Source organism: Niastella vici, from assembly GCF_002077945.1.
Taxonomy (GTDB): domain Bacteria; phylum Bacteroidota; class Bacteroidia; order Chitinophagales; family Chitinophagaceae; genus Niastella; species Niastella vici.
This window is the reverse complement of the sequence record NZ_LVYD01000024.1, coordinates 322735-339477: the sequence shown is the minus strand read 5'-3', so window position 1 is coordinate 339477 and position 16743 is coordinate 322735. Positions and strand designations below refer to the sequence as shown.

The window sequence follows — 16743 nt, the reverse complement described above, 5'->3', positions numbered from 1 at the left end:
TTACTTCTGTAATTAAACAAACAGCCAGCTAAATACCGGTTTCACCTCTTTATAAAAACTGATCGGATGAACTCACTAATAAAGGCTGCACAATTGTACAAATCCTTCGGTTTGTCAGTTGTCCCTGTCAACTTTCAAAAAAAAAGCTTAATAAACTGGGAACCTTACCAGCACGAGATTATTTCAGATAAAGAATTGCGCAAAGTATTCCGTTACTCTAGTGTGGAAGGTATTGCCATAATCTGCGGAGAAGTCAGCGGGAACCTGGAAGTTATTGACGTAGATAGCAAACATGATCTTACTACTCATTTGTTTGATGATTTTTATTCTGCCATTCAACGCTCAAACGCAGATGTTGCTTCCAGCCTTTGTATAGGCGCCACACGTAATAAAGGATATCATTTTTATTATAAATGCCCGGTAATTGAAAATAATCGTGTCCTTGCCAGGCGCTCCACAACCAAAGAAGAATTGTTGATAAACCCGAACGATAAAATAAGGGTGCTTTTGGAAACAAGGGGAAGAGGTGGGTATGTTATTGTTTATCCTACACCAGGCTACCAGTTTATTCAGCATGACCTCGGGCACCTGCCGGTATTACAACCCGATCAGCGGCTCATGCTTATGGATATTGCAAAATCGTTCAATTTATATGAACGCCCACGGCCTACCATCGCCATTCCTTCCATTCATTATTACGATAATGAAAGTCCGCTGAATGATTATGATGCCAGGGGAGATGTAATTGGTTTACTCGAGTATCATGGCTGGAAACTTGTTCGGTACGACGGCGTAAAATCTTATTTCAGAAGACCTGGCATCACCGACCACGATACCTCCGGAGATTTCCACCATGGTTTGAACCTCTTTGGTGTATTTACGACCAGCACTGAATTTGAACGCAAGGTTGGTTACCGCCCATGTGCAGTGTACGCCTTTTTAGAATGTAATAAAGATTTTAGACTTGCAGCCAAACGCCTTCTCGCCGAAGGATATGGTGTACCCTATAATAAAAGACACCGGGCTTGATACAATTACCCGGTGAAATTTCCACCACCATTTTACTAGTCAAAACAAATTATTACCAGTAAGGTATTGAAACACCTTGCTATAAACTTTTTCCGATGGTAAATAACATACCTGCATTTGAACATGACCGGTCATTGCTTCTGTATACGGCTTGTATCGCAGATGCCATTCTTCAACCGCTTTACCACTTTATTCAACGAAAGGATTTGTTCGGCTATGTTGACACCCTCCATGAAATTGCCCGGTGGGCCATAAAATTTCACAATGACTACCATCAGCAATTTCTGAACTGGGATGAGTTTGAAGAATCTGAATTAAACATTTATAACTGCACATCCTGGGACGATTTTCTCATTTGCTGGGCCAACGAACAATTTGAAAAGTTCAAGGAGCCTTATAAAACATATGGTGATCCTTTAAAATCAGGTAGTCTTCACCACGGCGGTTCCAAATCCTGCAAACTGGTTGTAGTTATCGATGGAAACAAGCTATCAGCGGTTTACAGTGATATACCTGTACAGGTGGCACACCTGGTTTCTGACAAAACACAAGCTATCCCTTTCCGGCTTGTTGAATTTTTAAATTCAGATACACTTGCTGGTCAGCTATATACACTCTTCGACCCGGAAGATCCCAATCAGTCCCCTGTACGGGAGTTGTTACGAAGACACGGTTTTTAATCAATTAGAAATTATTGTTCACTTTTAAATATTAGAATTATGACAGATCAAATCACTGTAGCAAACGAAACTATCGTTGCTTCTACTTCGGAAAATCAAGTCACCCAGGCAGATGGAATACCGCAGCGTGTTGCCACCACCGATATTATTCCTGATCCTAATCAACCTCGAAAAACTTTCGATGAGATGTCTATGGATGAACTTGTTGCATCCGTCAGGATATGGGGGATCATGCAATCCCTTTCGCTTCGTAAAAAAGGAGACAAGTATATGATTATCCATGGTGAACGACGCTGGCGGGCAGCTAAAGAAGTAGGTTTGTCCGACGTACCTGCCCTTACCATTGAAGCTACCGACGAAGAGGCGCTTGCTATGCAACTGATTGAAAACCTCCAACGGGAAAACGTACCTGTAATGGAACAGGCAGCCAAGTTCCGTCAAATGGCAGAACAATGTCACCTTAACCCGTCCGAAATCGCCGCTGCTGTTGGTAAAACCGAATATTTTATACGGCAGCAAATCAAATTAACAGACCTCACTCCCCAATGGCAGGCCATACTTACCAAACAAGGTATTACCGTTAAAATTGCGCTTCAAATAGCAGTCTTTCCGGCTAACGTTCAGAAATTAATTTACGAGAACCAAGTTTCGAAAGAGGATGAAAATGCTGAACATCCTGATATTAATCTAAACACGTACATACTTACGAAGTATAGCGGGCTTTTGTCACAGGCTGTTTTCGATACCACCGATTCTACCCTTGATACAAAAATGGGTACATGCCTCACCTGTCCATTCAATAGCGGCTGCTACTCTTTGTTTCCCGGTGATGACAAGCACCCTCAATGCAGCAATATCGCCTGTTTTAATAATAAAACATCGATTCATATCAAAAAGGAATTTCAGAAAGCAAAAGAAGATCCGGCTATCGTGTTTGTATTTGAATCATATAACGGCACACCCGATGAGGTCAAGACCTTAAAAGAAGAAGGGTTGGAGGTTTTCAAAATTGGTTACAGTGATGATTGCACTCAAATAGTAGAACCCGTTAAACGATCACCGGAGGAGTATCAGGAGTGGGCCAAACGCCACGGTATGAAAAAAGGGGAAATCAAACAAGGCTATGCTAAAGCTGTTAAAAAATATGAAACCGATAAATCTATATACGACAAGCATGTTGCCTGCGGCCGATATAAAAAGGCATTTATTGTTTATGATTCCAGCGATAAGTCTACCGGCAAATACATCTACGTACAAATGAATGAAAAGAAACCCAAAAATGCACAGGCAAATAAGCAAAAACTCGCCAGTGGAAAAGCGACTTTAGATGACATCAACCAGGAACGGACCCGGTTACAGGAATGGTCAACACGTAAAAAGCAGCTCGACGCGCAAAAAGTACATGAAAAAATTGTAGGGGGCCTTCGTGAATCAACCAACTTTAATGGCTCTTTACCTAAAGCACCCAGCCGCGTTGATAGTTCAATGTTATTATTTTTACTTTTCGATAATATCAGCTATTCGGTTCGTTCCAAGATTGAAAAAATGGTCAAATTACCTCCATTCTCTCATAATACTGCGGATAAATTTCTCAAAGCGCTTGAAACATTACCCAAACAGCAGGTATCCTTTGTACTGCACCAGGTGTTTTTGGATAAATACGGAAATTTCCTTCCGGGTTCTAAAGAAGCATTTATGGTACGTAAAATGGCCGAAAGCCTTGGTATTGTACCAATCAGCGCCTTTGAAAAGGAACAAAAAGCAGAAGCTGATAAACGCGATCATCGGTTAAAAGAAAAATTAGCTGCGCTTAGCGAACACGAAAAGAAAATCAAAGCATCTGCCAAAAAAACTCCTGTAAAGCAACTCCCTTCTGATCAGAAGAAAGCTGCTGCCTGACCCCTGCTTTCTTTTACTATTCATTAATAAATACGGACGCATTTACCAATGGTACAACCGGTAGCTCAACTACCGGCGTACCTACTATTACTGCTGGTGAATGCGTCCCTTCATTTTTATCATCAATAAAATACTGGTTTATGAAACCTGCAAAGCTTTCGAAATACCTGGAATATTGCATAAAAAATCACTACCCCGTACTAATACCTGGTCCCCCAGGGGTGGGTAAAAGTGATATTGTTGCCCATGTCTGTAAAATCCTGAAAATACGCCTACTCGTTACACATCCTGTTGTATCCGATCCGACTGACTACCGGGGACTTCCATTTCCAAATAAAGACCGAAATGGTGCCGACTTCCTTCCGTTCGGCGACCTTAAAATTTTAATGGAAACAAAAGATGAACTCGTGTTCCTTATCGATGACCTGGGCCAAGCGCCGGTAAGTGTTCAGGCGTCAATCATGCAATTAGTACTCACACGCCAGATCAACGGACACAAGATTTCAGATAAAGTCACATTTATAGCAGCTACCAACCGGAAAGAAGATCGGGCAGGTGTAAGCGGTGTTATTGAACCACTTATCAGGCGCTTTTATTTAGCAAAGCTGGACGTCGATTGGAAAGATTGGTTTGTATGGGCTGCTGAAAACAATATGCCGCCGCAACTAATGTCTTTCATTGCATGGAAGCCGGATTTACTTAACAATCCATCGCCGGGGAAAGCTATTGAAAATACATATTGCCCCCGCACTATCGCAATGCTGGGCCAGTTATATAATAGTAACTGTCCAGATGAATTACTTAAAGAGGCAGCCGAAGGAGCGGTTGGACCGGAATTTTCATATCAATATTTCGAATTTTTAGATCTAATGACAAGCCTTCCTACTGTTGAGTCAGTAATTGCTGATCCTGATAATGCATTAATCCCACCTGGCAACGGTTCAACATACGCTTTTACCATTTCCCTGGCAAACCGTATGGATGAAGATACAATACCAAATATTACCAAATACCTGTACCGGTTGCCAGCCGAACTGAATGTTTGTTGCATGACGATGGCCACATCCAAAAACCCTGAATTACAAAACACAGAAACGTTTATCAAATGGACGAAAAAAATGCATAAAAACATATTTCAAAATCAATAGCTATGAACGTCATTGAAGATATCAACAAGGCTAAAATGAGCCTGGTAATGAAACAACCCTTTTATGCTTCACTGCTTTTTAATCTCGAATTTATTAAAGATTCTTCCATAAAAACGTGTTGTATCAACGGTAAACTGATCAAATACAATCATGAATTTATTGACTCATTAACAAAGTCCGAACTGATCGGCGTCCTGGCGCACGAAATATTGCATGTGGCCTACCTGCATCATACCCGGCGCGGAAACAGAGATCATTATAAATTCAACGTTGCTGCAGACTACGCGATAAATAGCCTGCTGATTGATGATGGCTTTACATTACCCCAAGGTGCACTTATTGATGACCTCTACAAAGGAATGTCTGCAGAACTGATTTATAGTTTACTGCCCGATGATGTTGACTATAAAAATTTTCTAGGTAATATTGGTGAAGTGACTGATGCGCCTGAAGACCTACCCGAAGAAGTAATACGATCCTCAATCTTAAGAGCAAGCTTTATCGCACAGGCACAACATAAATGCCCTGAATATATTAAACGACTTATAAAGGATGTATCAACACCAAAAATAAAATGGCAGGAAGCACTTGCACAATTTCTCTCCACCATATCAAATAGTGACTACAGTTGGCAACTTCCGAATACCCGATATCTCCATTCTGGTGTCTATCTCCCTGCCCTCCGCTCACTTGGAGTGGGCAATATTGTATTGATAATTGATACTTCAGGAAGTATTGGTGATGAACTCATCAGCCAGTTCGCAGCTGAAATTCAGGAAATAATTAGCATTTTTAAAATTTCACTTATAGTTATCTATTGCGATGACCTCGTACGTTCAGTACAATACGTTGAACCTGATGAAGCGGTCAAACTAGAACCACATGGAAATGGTGGCACCGACTTTATACCAGGCTTTAATTATATCGACGAACAAGGCTTATTACCAAGGGCTGTCGTTTACCTTACAGATGGTGGATGCTCTACCTTTCCGGACCCTCCCGATTTCCCCGTAATATGGGCAGTTTATAGTTACCGAAGATTCAATCCGCCTTTTGGAGATACTATCCTTGTTGAAAACTAACCCTACATTTTCATTCACACTAAATTTTAACAAATGAAAGATTTATCTAAAAAGGTTATTGTATTTAACCTTACCATAAAAATGTGGTCTGCCAAAAAAATGGATAAAAAAGTAACCAAAGAAGTTGAAGAGAACCATAATGCAAAAGATGCAGGCCGGTTCAATAAAATTCTGATTGCAAAAGATGGTTTGTCAAAATTAAATAGTATTGCAAAAGAGGCCAGGGATTATCATTATGAACAAACACTCCCCTGGACGGATAACGGTGGGCGAATTCTTCCTGCAACCAATTATTATGAATACATCAACAAACAAATGGAATTTAAAGAGAAATTTGAAAAGGCTGTTGATGATTTTATTGCTGTTTACCCGGCTTTAAAGGCTGATGCACAACTTTTCTTAAACACGATGTTCAGTGAAGCAGATTACCCATCTGTATCTAAACTCAGGGAAAAATTCGATTTTACAACTGAACCTACCCCAATTGCTCAATTGGATGACATACGTATTTCTGTCAGCCAACAGGAAGTTGACCGTCTTAAACAGGAGGTTGAAAAAAATATTTATAAAAAAATTGCCGACTCCACAAAAGACATGTGGAACCGTATCCGGGAAGCTGTTGAACATATGTATCAACGTCTTTCGGATAAAGATGCGAAGTTCAAAAAAAGCCTTGTCGAAAATGTTCGTGACTTGGTTGATTTATTACCCCGGCTGAACTTTACCGATGATCCTGATATCAACGACGCCATCGATGATATGAAAAAACTTCTTATTGATCCTGATGAACTCCGTACCAACCAGATCAGGCGAAATGAAACAGCCCGCAATGCCAAAGAGTTACTCAATAAAATCAGTGACTTTGTTTCAGACGACATTTTAAATTTCCAGGCAGCTTAGTTTTATGATTACACTCAACTGGAAACCCTACGAAGTATTGGGATGTGATTATTATTATACTTTCTACGAAGAAAAGTTCATATGCATTAAAGCTGACTACGTTCTAGACGGTGTTGTAACTGATTCAGATTTCATATTTGAAGTAACGGTTGATCAAATGGACCCCAAAACAAAGGAAGCAATACTACAGCAAATGATCCACCTTTTTCCCGAACTGGAATTGATAAAAATAAAAAAAGCACTCAGGTACCATACAACCTGATCACTACTGCTTTAACGCACTCCATCCCCTCCAACACTAATCATCGTTTTATCTGTAACAAATTTCCAAAGTAAAATCCTTTGTTGATTTTCTATACCCGCAAGGGAAGTCAGGTAAGATGATGGTTAGTGTTTTACCATTTTTTATTCAATAAAAATATTTTATGAGCAGACTAACCGGGCCCGAAGTGAAACGGCACGAACAAGCCCTGCAGTATTTAAATGAATTGCCTTCGATTACTGATCTTGAAACAAAAGAAAAATACGAGCTCTATGTTTTAGAAAATTTTGATCCCGGGTATACTGCCGCCCACCTCGTCGTCAATGCAGGAATATTTTTTACGCCGGTAGAGCTGGCAAAAGACTTTCGAGTGGAAGCCCAGGGACACCAGTCCGTAATTGATCTATGCGCCGGCATCGGTCACCTTTCCTATTGGATGCAGGATTGGATAAAATGGGATGAATTTGAACTTATATGTGTTGAAATTAATCCTGAATTTGTCGCTGTCGGGAAAATTCTTGTACCAAAGGCGTCCTGGATATGCGCCGACATTTTAGACCCGGATTTCCCGGATAAGTTTTTAGACAGGAAGTTTGATTTTGCTATTGCCAATCCTCCATTTGGTAAGAACATGTCCATGAAGAAGGCACCCCATCTTAATTATACAGGTGCATCCTTTGAATATAAAGCGATCGAAGTAGCCAGTAAAACAGCTAAAGCGGGAGCGTTCATTATACCACAAAGCAGCAGCCCCATTATCCATTACCCCAGGGCCGGGCAATCATACAACAATGATTCCAGGGAATACCTCAAATTCAATAAGGAAACCGGGATATGTTTAGAAAATAATTGCGGCATCGATGCCAACGGCCATCAGTGGAAAGGTGCCGCACCAAAAGTTGAAATCATCACCTGCGATTTTACTACGCAAACCGTGCCTTCCTGTAAGCGAAACCGCTCCTCGGGTTCCATCAACTTACCATCACTCTTTCCACCAGAGTAATTCATTCCTTAATCATTTAAACATTTAAGTTATGCAAGTACCTACGATTTATGTTCCTAAGGAAATGGCATTGCCGGATTTAGATCAATGGCAATTTCGCTTCAATGTCCAAAGTGAAACGTCCAATCGCTTATATACCATTTCCCAACACAAAACTAAAAAACACTGGGGATGCAGTTGTCCAGGCTGGAGGATACACCGGACCTGTAAGCATTTACAGGCGCTCAACATTCCCGGCCATGAAAAGCCCTATGAAGTCAACCTTATAAAACAATAGTCCTATGGCAAAAAGAGGTTTTCTCGATGGATACAAGACCTATGATACATCAAATGGATACGGTGATCCTGATAAATGGCGCAGTGCATTTCGAACACGTATGAATGCCGATGAAGCAAAGGCCATCCTGGCCCGCACTGGCGAATCTCCACATTCCATCCTTGGTGTTTCAACCAATGCCACTATATCAGAAATTAAAAGCGCTTACCGTACTAAAATGAAACAATGGCATCCCGATAGCAATCAACACCAGATTGAAAAAGCGGTAGAAATGGCTCAAAAGCTTTCTGCTGCATATGCCACTTTAAATCCTAAACAAAAGAAATAAAAGTACTCTTCTATAAAACTGTTCAGTAAACAAACCCTTACTACGGTAAGGGTTTTCTATTTTTTAACATTCAATCATTATCACAATGTCTGAAAAAGTCGCAAAACCGAATCTGTTTTCTTCAGCTAAGAAAGTAGATAAAAAAGAAAGTAAGAAAGAAAAGCAGTCATTAGATATAACTCCGGAAATACAGGAAGTTCTGCTCAACTATAAAGAAGCAAAAACAAATTTTAAAACCTGGGAAGGAAAAAAGAAAATCGCCGAAGGAGCCCTGAAGCCATATGCTGCTGAAGCATACCTTAAAGAATGCAAAATTCAAAAACGCCATATCGGCTCCTTTCAACTCGGTGATGTCCTGGTAATGGTTCAGGACAGGTATGGTACCATTGATGAAGGCGTTGCCACAATAGTTGATGAAAATTTTCCGGGTATTATCGTAAGGACCACAGAGTATTTATTTGACCAGGAAGTTCTTGCCCAATACATCAATGAAATATCTGAATCACTCCAAAAATCTGGTATCCCGAAGGCAGATCTGGAAAGACTAATCCTGGCCAAAGAAGTGATCTCGGTGAAAAAAGGCGCCATCGAAACATTGGCCTCGTACGGCGATAAAATGGCTGACTTGTTTAACGCTATCTCACCGGTCATTGCCTTTAAATAATCAATACTTATCAAATAATTGGCAACTATGAATATGTTTTCTGAATATAACAAATTCAGGTATATCTACCCACCACGTCCTGAATCTACCATACCACCCGATGAACTCGATAGTGTGGGAGAGGGCTACATTGCTCAACCCAAATACAACGGGAGCTGCGCAGTGCTTTTTTTGAATGGCCGGACAGATTACCAGATTTTTAATCGTCACAATGAACCAATGAAAAAGCAACAGCCTCTTCCATACAATGAATTAAATGACAGTAATAAATATATGGTGCTATGCGGTGAATACCTTAATAAAAATAAGGATGGTGAAAACGGGCAGCCGTTTAACCATAAGTTTATTATCTGGGATATCCTTGTATGGCAGAGCAGGTATTTAATCGGCGAGACATTTGAATCCCGCCTTAAAATACTTTCCAGCCTGTATGGTACAAGTCAGACGGTTGTAACCAAAGATTCCATTGTAATGTACGAACACCTCCAAACAACCCGGGTTGAGAACGTTTATGTTTCACCTTCTTACGTAAACAACTTCAGATCCTTGTACAACGCTATTGTCAAAACAGATTTGTACGAAGGAATAGTTGTAAAAAAGGCGGCAGCCACGCTGGAGCTAGGTTTCAAAGAACGCAATAATTACACCTGGCAATTCAAGGCCCGTAAAGAAACCAAGAACTATGCCTTTTAATGGTAACCCTTTTTTAAAAAAACTGAGTGATGCATGCGCTTTCTTTTACAGGCGTACCACACTTGCATTGCTATGTCCGTACCCTTTCTTTCTTTTTTTATCTCAATTCTAAAAAATAATTAATGACAATCTATATAATTCTCGATGTAGATGGTAATGTTCCCCAGCATGCGAAACCTTATGTTGATATACAGGCTGCACTTGCCTACTTTACTGAAACAGCCAAAAAATACGGGATTACGTATGATTTCGAGGCGGTAATAAATAACCCTTCTGCCAGTAATATTAAAAAGATGCGTCTTTCCGTCAATAAAAGTTTAAATAAAAAAGATAATGGCGATGAACTCCACTGGATAGAAGAAGACCTTTTAAGTACCCTCTTATTTGAAGACCCAACCGGCGCCAAAGTAAGCAAGATTATTATAAACTTGCTGAGTGATCTGGAAGCTGACACTTCTACAAATCCTGTATTACATGACCGTATTGGCTTTTCAAAATACCTGCTGCAAAAGTATCCTTTTACCGATATGGAAGTGCGGGCTGAGGAAGAATGGCAAACCTTTATTTCCAACAAATAATCGCAAAGATTAAAACAAAACTCTTTTTATGGATAACATTCAAGTTTTAAAATTTGACCTGGAAGAAATTAAGAAATCGGCCTCCGGCATATTTGATAACCCGATATATGACGCATTATTACATATCGCATATTCAATGTTTGGTAAATCATCAGTGAGTGTTGACAAAGAGCAATTTTTATCGCTGATAAGATCCATCTGCATATTAGCCTTAGCACAAATCAATGCAAAGCCTACTTCTTCAGCTATATTATACCTGCTGAATATGCTTTTCCGCAACCGGCAGATATCCGTTACTTCTTTATGAAAGTAAACAACCCTTTTCGCTTTTTTTCCCTGTCAACCATGGTGAATTATTTATCTCTGAAGGCTCAGGAAAATGAATTTATCCGGCAATTAGAAGAATAAAACCGACCACTATCAAAATGTACTCTTCACGGATCAGCATTAATTCTTAAAATTTTAAAAATGGCACTACTTATTTTCAAAAACGAGAAACTACGGACTATATTAAAAATAAGCGAACAGGCTACTGAATTCAAATCCACTTTTCCAGAAGCCGTCGAAACCTATAAATTTAAAACCGGTAAAGACTATGAACCGGGTGTAAATCTGACTCCTTACTATACTCAAACAAAAGCTACACTATGGTTAGTTAAAGACACTGGTGTTTACTTAATGACATCTGCCAAACTGGACAAAATGCCAGAGGACGACAGCCACCTTTGCTATGCAGAAGGCTTTGCTCCGACTGATCCTGGTTGGTTCAATAAATCAGCTACTGCTATGGGTAGCGATGATTTCGTTGAAGCTTTCGAACTGGAACTCTTTAAACAGGGGATACAACTGGGTGGTGATATTCATATTAAAATCAATCGAACTGCGCTATCAATTGAATTAGTCATACCCGGAAAAAAGAAGAAATGATGAACGCAATTATATACCAGAATACGAAAGGTACACTTCGGTTTGAAAGCTACAACTATAGAGAAGAACACGTGTGGTTCAAATTGGAATACCTATTACCAACGATAAAAATGCGGATGATTTTACGGCTTTACTTACAGACAATTGGATGGAGATTGCTAAAAGGCATGAATCTCTGATTTTTTAAATTGGTTTTGCTAACAATTGCCCCTGCATCACGGATGTGGGGCAATTTATTTTTAAGCTATATGCTTTCTCCAATCTCCGCCCGATCTATAAACCATTTATGCAAGTGACCATGAAAAAGAAATCCAATCGCGCTAATGCCCAACTTAACCTTTTTCTTACTGATGCCGATTCCGATACCCAGGGAAGCGAAAAAAAAACTGGTAATGCGTTTTCCTTTGACCTGTTGGATGCCCTTCAGGCACCTGTAATTACCTCCAACCAAATGTGGGCCGATACTATTCCCGAACGATTGTTAAAAAATCTTCCAATAGAAAGAATAATTGCCTATAAAAAAGGAGAACAAATGGCAACTTACCTGGAATGCAGTATTTACCTCTATACTGCATCATTCGAAGCCCCCATGACCCACGAGTGGGCAGACATTACCTGCCACGTATCCTGCAAAGTTTTGGAAGATCTTTTTGGAGAAGATCGCTGGGACCTTGTTAATGCTCCCAAAGTACTCGATGATTATCGTACGTCTAAACTGAACGAGTTACGACGCCAGATTTATACCAAACGACGCGAACTTCTAAAAAAACGCTCGAAAAAATAGCTCTCATATCATGTTCAATTTAAACTAATTCATCCTCATAAAAAATACGATGAAAAGAGAAAAAACCAACCGCCGGGTTGTTCACTTCAAGTTACCGGAGTGATCCCCGGGCCTTTTGTAGTTCATGAGCAGAACCATGGTGGAAAAATTTATTTATATCAAAACAGATATGCTACTGAAAAAGAGGCCAAGAATGCTGCATTTACAGCATGGTATAACAGCGGCAGCGTTAAATATACCTGGATAAGCCAGGAAATTTTTTATTACTGAATTCTCATTCATTTTTCAGCTTATAAATTCCTCTTATGAATGAAACGTTTAACATCCATGAATACGATCATTATCTTATAATGTTTTCAGGCGGCAAAGATTCGACTGCATCATTCCTGCACCTTCTTGATTTGGGTATCCCAATTTCCAAAATCGAACTCTGGCACCACCTGATCGATGGCAAAGAACATCGATTCATGGATTGGGAATGCACCGAAGATTACTGCCGAAAATTTGCCGATGCCTTTCTCGTACCCATATATTTTAGCTGGAAACAAGGAGGGTTCGAGGGAGAAATGTTGCGTAACAATACACCAACAAAAGAAACATACTTTGAAACCCCTGACGGATTATTTCATTCCGGTGGCAAAGGAAAAGCCAATACCCGGTTTCAATTTCCACAACTATCCGCAAATCTATCCCAAAGGTGGTGCTCCCCGTATTTGAAAATTGATGTAGCTGCCTCAGCCATTGTAAACCAACCGCGATTCAACGGCAAAAAAGTGCTGGTAATATCCGGAGAACGCGCTGAAGAAAGCCCTTCCAGAAAACATTATCTTTTTTTCGAAACGGACAGAGCTGACAATAGAAATGGGAGGAAAAAAAGACATGTTGACCGTTGCCGCATCATTCATCATTGGAATGAAAAGCGGGTTTGGGACATTATAGCTGTTTATAAAATTATTGTTCATCCCTGTTATTATTTAGGGTATGGTCGCTGCAGTTGCAAATGGTGCATATTCGCTTCACCTTCCCAGGTAGCTACTTCGTTTGCGTTATCTCCGAAGCAAGGGGCAAAAATTGCAGAATATGAAAAGCAGTTTGGAAAAAACATACACCCGGGTATAGATCTTGGATCATATAGCTCCAAAGGCCTTGTTTACGAAGGGGTGTTTCAATTCCCTTCCATTGCAGCACAAGCCATATCCCGTAACTACCTGCTACCTATTTTCTGCGATAACTGGATATTGCCGGCTGGCGCCTATAAATCTTTCCATAACCATTAACCAGTAAACACTACCGGTTTTATTTTTTAAACCTAAATAAATTCTATGCACTATTACGATCATGCACTACTCAGTGCAAAGAAATTCCATTGCAACATTGAGGATACGCTGCGCTTGCATAAACTCATGGACAGCTCCAAGCATTTTTTTCCTGAAAGCCAGCACCGTTTATTCTCCCATAATATATGGTTTATACTGGTCCTCACGGAATTGATTGGGGATGTTGTTTTGAACACCAAGACAGGCAATATGATGTCCACCCGTGATATTCTTTATGAACATTGCCGAGAAGACCACAATGGGAAAGTGCCATCATTAGCTGATTGGCTGAGCTGTATCCGGTTTGAAGTCCCGGATATACATCGAACCTGGTTCAATCATCCCCGTCAAAGCGACAAAATTTTATTAAAAAAAATTCAAAAACTAGTTAAACCTGAATTATATGAAGCAGCAACAACCTACGATGATCAAACTATGTGACGAGCTAACTAAAGACGGTAAAAATCTAGTCATCACCTGGAATGGCGGCAACGACGAAGGTTACTTTGAAATACTATTGGATGAAGAACCACTCGATGATGAAATTGATTTTGGCCCGATAGAAGACTACATCAGTAAAGCTCTTGGTTATGGTTCTTTTGCAGGTGATTTCTCCACTACCGGAGAATTAACATACAACCGGGAAACCAAAAGTTTTGATGGAATTGACAATTATTCCACATCGGAATCTGATAATTACATGTGTACAATCAATGTAACCGTACCAGACAACATTTGGTTCGATCAGTTAGACATTTTTATCGAAATGGAAAGTGATGAAGAAGAACCAAATGTAGCACCCTCTTTTATCATAGCTAACGGTCCCCGGATCGACCACCATACAGAGATTGAAAACAAAATCGGGGAAATGATAAAAAAACAGGTTATGGAGGTTCAGGAAGGCATTCCCAATTTTAATAGTTTATATGAAAACATAACCATCGCCCATCGTGAGTTCATTAAACGAAGTAATAAACTCGTTTTTGTCATAAAGAAGATTGAATACTCCTATGATGGTTGCCGTGAAAATATTATCCACATACAATTACCTGAAAATTGAAACCCCATGACACAATTCAATTATAAAACATCCAAATACATTGTTTCCAACCTCCCGGGTTTTTCCCTCAATGAAGCGCTCCGTTTTTGGAAAGCAAAATTTGAAACCATCAAAGATTTTAAAAAGGAGGTAATTACACACAATGCTTTACTTGAACTCGGCGCTTTTGTAGAAGAAATGTGGGATGAAATAATTCCTGTATCTATCCATGAAGCGTTGAAACAACCAAATATAGAAATACGCAGGATAATGTTCGATTGCATCGGTGTTGCTAAATTATTTAAAGAATTAGATCCTGAATTGCTGGATAAACAGGTTATCAGTAAAGAGCGGACTCGCTGGAACGAAAAGTATGAACCTTACAAATATAATTTTGATGATGTTTACGAACTCTATAAAATTGAAGGGTATAAACTATTCAAGGGTACTAACGAATCGAGAACACCTGATCCCGTTTTTGCTGTAAGGTGCTGGTGCACCACCACTCACCGTGAATACTGGATTTATGTGCCGCACCGCGCTGCGTATGAATATATGCCACAAAGCTCGTGTTGGCAACCTGATGCTATAAAGGCAATAGCCTGGACAATTCGCATAAATATCAGTTATCCCAAACGCATTTTCCGCCAGGGTGATATCATCATTGTACAGGAATCTCCTCAATCCATAGTAGTACGCCCATACCATCTCACTGGAAAGCAGTATCTCGAATTAATGTATTCTGAAACCTAAATATCAGCATATGTACAAAAACAAAGCAAAAAGAATCGTTCTCGGCGAAGGAGAAACGATTGGACACAAACATGTTTTGAGTTCCAAATCACCAATCGGATTTGATAAAGGTGATAACGACAGTATCAAATTTATGTTAAATGAAGTGGGAATATTTACCCATGATGAACATGAGCACATGGTTTTTGAACCAGACAAATACCGGAGTTATCACCAGGTAGAATTTAATCCAATGGATGGAACTACCAATAACGTGTTTGATTAAATGTTGATCATTTATGGGAAGGGGGAAGCAAGTCGCTTTCCCCTTTATTATACCGAGTATCTAAATATCAAAACCAGTTCTATGAATAATATTCAATCGAATTTGTTCTACGAGATCAAACAACCCTTAATTGCCGCCTGTGGTCTTGGAGTAGACACCGTAGCATACCTGGTTGAAATGAAAAGCAGAAATATCAAGCCAGATGCAATTTTGTTTGCCGATGTTGGCGTTGAAAAAGATGAAACATACTCATATCTCCCTATTCTTCAAGATTGGTTAAATAAAGTGGGCTTCCCGCCGGTTATTACCGTAAAATATGTGGCAAAGGATTTTAAGAATAGGCCACCTTACCATACAATTGGAGAAGATTGTTTAACCAATGGTACTTTACCGTCACTGGCTTTCGGATTTAAGAGCTGCTCACTCAAATGGAAAGTAACTCCTCAAAATAAATGGCTGGAAGAATATATTCCGGCTATTGACTGGTGGAATGCTGGCGGAAAAGTAAAAAAAATAATAGGATACGATACTTCTCCAAAAGACATGAAAAGATATGCAGTCGCTAAGGAGTTTATAGACCCCAAATACGAATACTGGTATCCCTTAGTTGAATGGGGAATGACAAGAAACGATTGTAAAAATAAAATCAGATCGGAGGGTTTGCCTGTTCCGCCTAAATCTGCCTGTATTTTTTGCCCTTCCACACAACCTGAAGAACTTTTAGAATACAAAAAAAAATACCTAAGATATATAGTTATAATGGAAGCCCGTGCTGAACCTAAACTCACATCCATACTCGGTCTATGGAGAAATGGTATTAAAGGAACAAAGAACGGTAAACCTAAACCAGGGCGCATGACTGATTTTATTATTGCTGAAGGGCTTTTATCTGAAAATGAGGTAAACGACTTGCGGCAAAAAGCTCCCATAGAAATAATTAACAACCAAGCAAAATTTGCCGATGGATTAGAAATACCAGATTGGCACGATTTCCTGGAATTATTTACAGAAGAAGATGCTGTTGAAAGTATTCATCCTTGCAGCGGGTGTATAGCTAATAATTTTCCACCGCCGTTTCATAAAAGCAGTAAATGAAATGTCGCTCACTCTTATACT

At 39.7% G+C, this 16743-nt stretch carries 21 protein-coding genes; all 21 read left to right on the top strand.

Going from position 1 to position 16743, the window contains the following annotated elements; genetic code table 11:
* Positions 1-66 precede the first annotated feature (66 nt).
* On the top strand, positions 67-1029 hold the full coding sequence (locus A3860_RS09075; protein WP_081146309.1) for a bifunctional DNA primase/polymerase: 963 nt from the start codon (positions 67-69) through the stop codon (positions 1027-1029).
* A gap of 95 nt (positions 1030-1124) precedes the next feature.
* Positions 1125-1709, top strand: a complete 585-nt coding sequence (locus A3860_RS09070) for a hypothetical protein (RefSeq protein WP_081146308.1) — start codon at positions 1125-1127, stop codon at positions 1707-1709.
* Positions 1710-1748: 39 nt separating this feature from the next.
* The gene (locus A3860_RS09065) at positions 1749-3608 is read left to right on the top strand and encodes a ParB/RepB/Spo0J family partition protein (RefSeq protein ID WP_081146306.1); all 1860 of its coding nucleotides are present in this window, start codon (positions 1749-1751) and stop codon (positions 3606-3608) included.
* A gap of 140 nt (positions 3609-3748) precedes the next feature.
* Positions 3749-4756, top strand: coding sequence for an ATP-binding protein (locus A3860_RS09060; protein WP_081146304.1), 1008 nt, complete (start codon positions 3749-3751; stop codon positions 4754-4756).
* A gap of 2 nt (positions 4757-4758) precedes the next feature.
* On the top strand, positions 4759-5838 hold the full coding sequence (locus A3860_RS09055) for a vWA domain-containing protein (protein ID WP_081146302.1): 1080 nt from the start codon (positions 4759-4761) through the stop codon (positions 5836-5838).
* Positions 5839-5937: 99 nt separating this feature from the next.
* Positions 5938-6738 carry a hypothetical protein gene (locus tag A3860_RS09050; RefSeq protein WP_173820189.1) on the top strand — a complete coding sequence of 267 codons (801 nt, stop codon included), beginning with the start codon at positions 5938-5940 and terminating at the stop codon, positions 6736-6738.
* A 4-nt stretch (positions 6739-6742) separates the two neighbouring features.
* Complete coding sequence (locus tag A3860_RS09045; protein ID WP_081146298.1) at positions 6743-7000, top strand: hypothetical protein; 258 nt, start codon at positions 6743-6745, stop codon at positions 6998-7000.
* Positions 7001-7187: 187 nt separating this feature from the next.
* Positions 7188-8003: a methyltransferase gene (locus tag A3860_RS09040; RefSeq protein ID WP_158085175.1), complete on the top strand. Its 816-nt coding sequence runs from the start codon at positions 7188-7190 to the stop codon at positions 8001-8003.
* A 281-nt stretch (positions 8004-8284) separates the two neighbouring features.
* Positions 8285-8608 carry a J domain-containing protein gene (locus A3860_RS09030; protein ID WP_081146291.1) on the top strand — a complete coding sequence of 108 codons (324 nt, stop codon included), beginning with the start codon at positions 8285-8287 and terminating at the stop codon, positions 8606-8608.
* Positions 8609-8693: 85 nt separating this feature from the next.
* Positions 8694-9272, top strand: coding sequence for a hypothetical protein (locus A3860_RS09025; protein ID WP_081146289.1), 579 nt, complete (start codon positions 8694-8696; stop codon positions 9270-9272).
* A 27-nt stretch (positions 9273-9299) separates the two neighbouring features.
* Complete coding sequence (locus tag A3860_RS09020; protein ID WP_081146286.1) at positions 9300-9965, top strand: DNA ligase-like domain-containing protein; 666 nt, start codon at positions 9300-9302, stop codon at positions 9963-9965.
* A 122-nt stretch (positions 9966-10087) separates the two neighbouring features.
* The gene (locus tag A3860_RS09015; RefSeq protein WP_081146284.1) at positions 10088-10543 is read left to right on the top strand and encodes a hypothetical protein; all 456 of its coding nucleotides are present in this window, start codon (positions 10088-10090) and stop codon (positions 10541-10543) included.
* Positions 10544-10571: 28 nt separating this feature from the next.
* Entirely contained in the window at positions 10572-10850 is a 279-nt protein-coding gene (locus A3860_RS09010) for a hypothetical protein (protein WP_081146281.1), read from the top strand.
* A 161-nt stretch (positions 10851-11011) separates the two neighbouring features.
* Positions 11012-11470 (top strand): DUF3085 domain-containing protein, encoded by a 459-nt coding sequence (locus tag A3860_RS09005; RefSeq protein ID WP_081146279.1) that lies wholly within the window; start codon positions 11012-11014, stop codon positions 11468-11470.
* 298 nt (positions 11471-11768) lie between these two features.
* The gene (locus A3860_RS08995; RefSeq protein WP_143774019.1) at positions 11769-12254 is read left to right on the top strand and encodes a hypothetical protein; all 486 of its coding nucleotides are present in this window, start codon (positions 11769-11771) and stop codon (positions 12252-12254) included.
* 305 nt (positions 12255-12559) lie between these two features.
* On the top strand, positions 12560-13531 hold the full coding sequence (locus tag A3860_RS08990; RefSeq protein ID WP_081146273.1) for a phosphoadenosine phosphosulfate reductase domain-containing protein: 972 nt from the start codon (positions 12560-12562) through the stop codon (positions 13529-13531).
* A gap of 45 nt (positions 13532-13576) precedes the next feature.
* Positions 13577-14011: a DUF6915 family protein gene (locus A3860_RS08985; protein WP_081146271.1), complete on the top strand. Its 435-nt coding sequence runs from the start codon at positions 13577-13579 to the stop codon at positions 14009-14011.
* Positions 13974-14630 carry a hypothetical protein gene (locus A3860_RS08980; RefSeq protein ID WP_143774018.1) on the top strand — a complete coding sequence of 219 codons (657 nt, stop codon included), beginning with the start codon at positions 13974-13976 and terminating at the stop codon, positions 14628-14630. The genes A3860_RS08985 and A3860_RS08980 overlap by 38 nt, the downstream gene beginning before the upstream one ends.
* Positions 14631-14636: 6 nt before the next feature.
* Positions 14637-15362: a hypothetical protein gene (locus A3860_RS08975; protein ID WP_081146267.1), complete on the top strand. Its 726-nt coding sequence runs from the start codon at positions 14637-14639 to the stop codon at positions 15360-15362.
* A gap of 10 nt (positions 15363-15372) precedes the next feature.
* Positions 15373-15627 carry a hypothetical protein gene (locus A3860_RS08970; protein ID WP_081146265.1) on the top strand — a complete coding sequence of 85 codons (255 nt, stop codon included), beginning with the start codon at positions 15373-15375 and terminating at the stop codon, positions 15625-15627.
* Between the two features lie 81 nt (positions 15628-15708).
* Complete coding sequence (locus tag A3860_RS08965) at positions 15709-16722, top strand: hypothetical protein (protein ID WP_143774017.1); 1014 nt, start codon at positions 15709-15711, stop codon at positions 16720-16722.
* The last annotated feature ends 21 nt before the right edge of the window (positions 16723-16743 follow it).